Annotated in this window: 2 tRNA genes and 2 rRNA genes; all 4 read left to right on the top strand. The window is 44.5% G+C overall.

Features of this window, described 5'->3' with window-relative positions:
• The first annotated feature begins 359 nt into the window (after positions 1-359).
• A 16S ribosomal RNA gene (locus F564_RS0117325) occupies positions 360-1,876 on the top strand.
• A gap of 205 nt (positions 1,877-2,081) precedes the next feature.
• A tRNA-Ile gene (locus F564_RS0117320) sits at positions 2,082-2,155 on the top strand.
• Positions 2,156-2,242: 87 nt separating this feature from the next.
• A tRNA-Ala gene (locus F564_RS0117315) sits at positions 2,243-2,316 on the top strand.
• Positions 2,317-2,654: 338 nt separating this feature from the next.
• Positions 2,655-3,847 (top strand): 23S ribosomal RNA (locus tag F564_RS0117310); the annotation flags it as partial.

Raw genomic sequence — 3,847 nt, 5'->3', positions numbered from 1 at the left:
AATTGATTGAGATGATTTAAGACTTGTAATAAGGTATTAAATAATTGAAAAAAAAGTCTTGCGGGTTAAAAAAGGAAAACATATCTTTGCAGACCCAAATCGAGAGATTGGGTATCGAATAAGATAAGTTGACTGATGTACCAAGATGACTTTCGGGTTATGATAAAAAACTTTAAAAAAGTTTTGGTAGTTTGGAAAAAACTTTATACTTTTGCACTCGCAAATCGGGAACAATGACAGATCAAGCTTCCTGAATATGCGAACAGAATTTAGTTCATTGACATAACATATAACAACCAAGTAAGAAAAACCAAAGCGTCAATTTTAGATTGAGTTTGAGTATAAGGACGAACAAACATACAATGGAGAGTTTGATCCTGGCTCAGGATGAACGCTAGCGGGAGGCCTAACACATGCAAGCCGAGCGGTATTTGTTTTTCGGAACAGAGAGAGCGGCGTACGGGTGCGGAACACGTGTGCAACCTGCCTTTATCTGGGGGATAGCCTTTCGAAAGGAAGATTAATACCCCATAATATATTTTGCGGCATCGCAGGATATTGAAAACTCCGGTGGATAGAGATGGGCACGCGCAAGATTAGTTAGTTGGTGAGGTAACGGCTCACCAAGACGATGATCTTTAGGGGGCCTGAGAGGGTGATCCCCCACACTGGTACTGAGACACGGACCAGACTCCTACGGGAGGCAGCAGTGAGGAATATTGGACAATGGGTGAGAGCCTGATCCAGCCATCCCGCGTGAAGGACTAAGGCCCTATGGGTTGTAAACTTCTTTTATACTGGGATAAACCTACTTACGTGTAAGTAGCTGAAGGTACAGTATGAATAAGCACCGGCTAACTCCGTGCCAGCAGCCGCGGTAATACGGAGGGTGCAAGCGTTATCCGGATTTATTGGGTTTAAAGGGTCCGTAGGCGGATTCGTAAGTCAGTGGTGAAATCTCATAGCTTAACTATGAAACTGCCATTGATACTGCGAGTCTTGAGTGAGATTGAGGTAGCTGGAATAAGTAGTGTAGCGGTGAAATGCATAGATATTACTTAGAACACCAATTGCGAAGGCAGGTTACCAAGTCTTAACTGACGCTGATGGACGAAAGCGTGGGGAGCGAACAGGATTAGATACCCTGGTAGTCCACGCCGTAAACGATGCTAACTCGTTTTTGGGTTTTCGGATTCAGAGACTAAGCGAAAGTGATAAGTTAGCCACCTGGGGAGTACGTTCGCAAGAATGAAACTCAAAGGAATTGACGGGGGCCCGCACAAGCGGTGGAGCATGTGGTTTAATTCGATGATACGCGAGGAACCTTACCAAGACTTAAATGGGAAATGACAGGTTTAGAAATAGATCCTTCTTCGGACATTTTTCAAGGTGCTGCATGGTTGTCGTCAGCTCGTGCCGTGAGGTGTTAGGTTAAGTCCTGCAACGAGCGCAACCCCTGTCACTAGTTGCTAACATTCAGTTGAGGACTCTAGTGAGACTGCCTACGCAAGTAGAGAGGAAGGTGGGGATGACGTCAAATCATCACGGCCCTTACGTCTTGGGCCACACACGTGCTACAATGGCCAGTACAGAGGGCAGCTACCAGGTGACTGGATGCGAATCTCGAAAGCTGGTCTCAGTTCGGATTGGAGTCTGCAACTCGACTCTATGAAGCTGGAATCGCTAGTAATCGCGCATCAGCCATGGCGCGGTGAATACGTTCCCGGGCCTTGTACACACCGCCCGTCAAGCCATGGAAGTCTGGGGTACCTGAAGTCGGTGACCGTAAAAGGAGCTGCCTAGGGTAAAACAGGTAACTAGGGCTAAGTCGTAACAAGGTAGCCGTACCGGAAGGTGCGGCTGGAACATCTCATTTTAGAGCGTCTTAAAGACGATAAACAAAATTAAAGTGCTTTATACTTAAAAAAGCTTTGGTTTTACTTCGGTTGCTTATATAACAATATACCCCTAAAGATTAGTATCAGGGATTAGAGATTTTTAGTTTAAGAAGTTAGAGGTTAGATATTAGAAGTTAGTTCGCTAACTACTATCAACTAGCAACCGACAACTAAAAACAATAAAGTCTCGTAGCTCAGCTGGTTAGAGCGCTACACTGATAATGTAGAGGTCGGCAGTTCGAGCCTGCCCGAGACTACTAATTGAAATAGAGGTTAGAAACTAGAATTTAGAGTTTAGTTAAAAACTAATATCTAATGACTAACATCTAACATCTTGACTACAGGGGGAATTAGCTCAGCTGGCTAGAGCGCCTGCCTTGCACGCAGGAGGTCAAGGGTTCGACTCCCTTATTCTCCACAGAGTTACAGAGATGTAACAAGCATAGAAGATTATACATTTACGAAAGACACTATTTATGGACGATTGGGTCCTGCACTATCATAATGAAATCATTATTGAGTGTAAAGAGATCGATACTCTTATATATAACTGTTTTACGAGATTGATTTAAAAGTTACGGATAGAGCCAAAAACAATATCTGTTCATCAGTTGAGTAAGAAGAAAAAAGATCATTGACATTAACGATAAGAACATCACAAAGAGAAAACCGAGTGCAATTGAGCACTTGAGTTTATAAAAATACCGTTTAGCATTAATGCTAAGCAAAAAAATACTGAACTAATTAATAATTAGGAAAGAAATCGTTAAGGGCGTATGGCGGATGCCTAGGCTTTCAGAGGCGACGAAGGACGTGGTAAGCTGCGAAAAGCTCGGGGGATTGGCACACACGAATTGATCCCGAGATGTCCGAATGGGGCAACCCAATACATTGAAGATGTATTACCTCGCAAGAGGAGCAAACCAGGAGAACTGAAACATCTAAGTACCCTGAGGAAAAGAAATCGAAGAGATTCCGTAAGTAGCGGCGAGCGAAAGCGGATTAGCCCAAAAGTCTTTATATGTTTAATAGAATGTTCTGGAAAGAACAGCCATAGACGGTGATAGCCCGGTATATGAAAGGCATATTTGGATGATAAATGAGTAGGGCGGGACACGTGAAATCCTGTCTGAATATGGGGGGACCATCCTCCAAGGCTAAATACTCCTGAAAGACCGATAGTGAACTAGTACTGTGAAGGAAAGGTGAAAAGCACTTCGAATAGAAGGGTGAAATAGAACCTGAAACCGTACGCCTACAAGCGGTCGGAGCCCACAAGTTGGGTGACGGCGTGCCTTTTGCATAATGAGCCTACGAGTTAATTTTACTAGCGAGGTTAAGGACTTAAGGTCCGGAGCCGGAGCGAAAGCGAGTCTGAATAGGGCGCATAGTTAGTAGGATTAGACGCGAAACCTTGTGATCTACCCATGGGCAGGTTGAAGCTTTGGTAACACAAAGTGGAGGACCGAACCGGTTGACGTTGAAAAGTCTTCGGATGACCTGTGGGTAGGGGTGAAAGGCCAATCAAACTGGGAGATAGCTCGTACTCCCCGAAATGCATTTAGGTGCAGCGTTGAGACAAGTTTATTAGAGGTAGAGCTACTGATTGGATGCGGGGGAGTCAAATCCTACCAATTCCTGACAAACTCCGAATGCTAATAAATGTTTCTCAGCAGTGAGGGCGCGGGTGCTAAGGTCCGTGTCCGAGAGGGAAAGAACCCAGACCAACAGCTAAGGTCCCAAAATATATGCTAAGTTGAAATAACGCGGTTGGACTGCATTGACAGCTAGGATGTTGGCTTGGAAGCAGCCATTCATTTAAAGAGTGCGTAACAGCTCACTAGTCGAGCGGTCCGGCATGGATAATAATCGGGCATAAGCATATTACCGAAGCTATGGATTTGTACTTTAAAGTACATCTGGTAGGGGAGCATTCTGTTTGCACCGAA

This window comes from Epilithonimonas tenax DSM 16811 (assembly GCF_000428485.1).
Lineage (GTDB): Bacteria > Bacteroidota > Bacteroidia > Flavobacteriales > Weeksellaceae > Epilithonimonas > Epilithonimonas tenax.
Note: the sequence above shows the minus strand (reverse complement) of the source record. Positions and strands in the feature narration are given on the sequence as shown.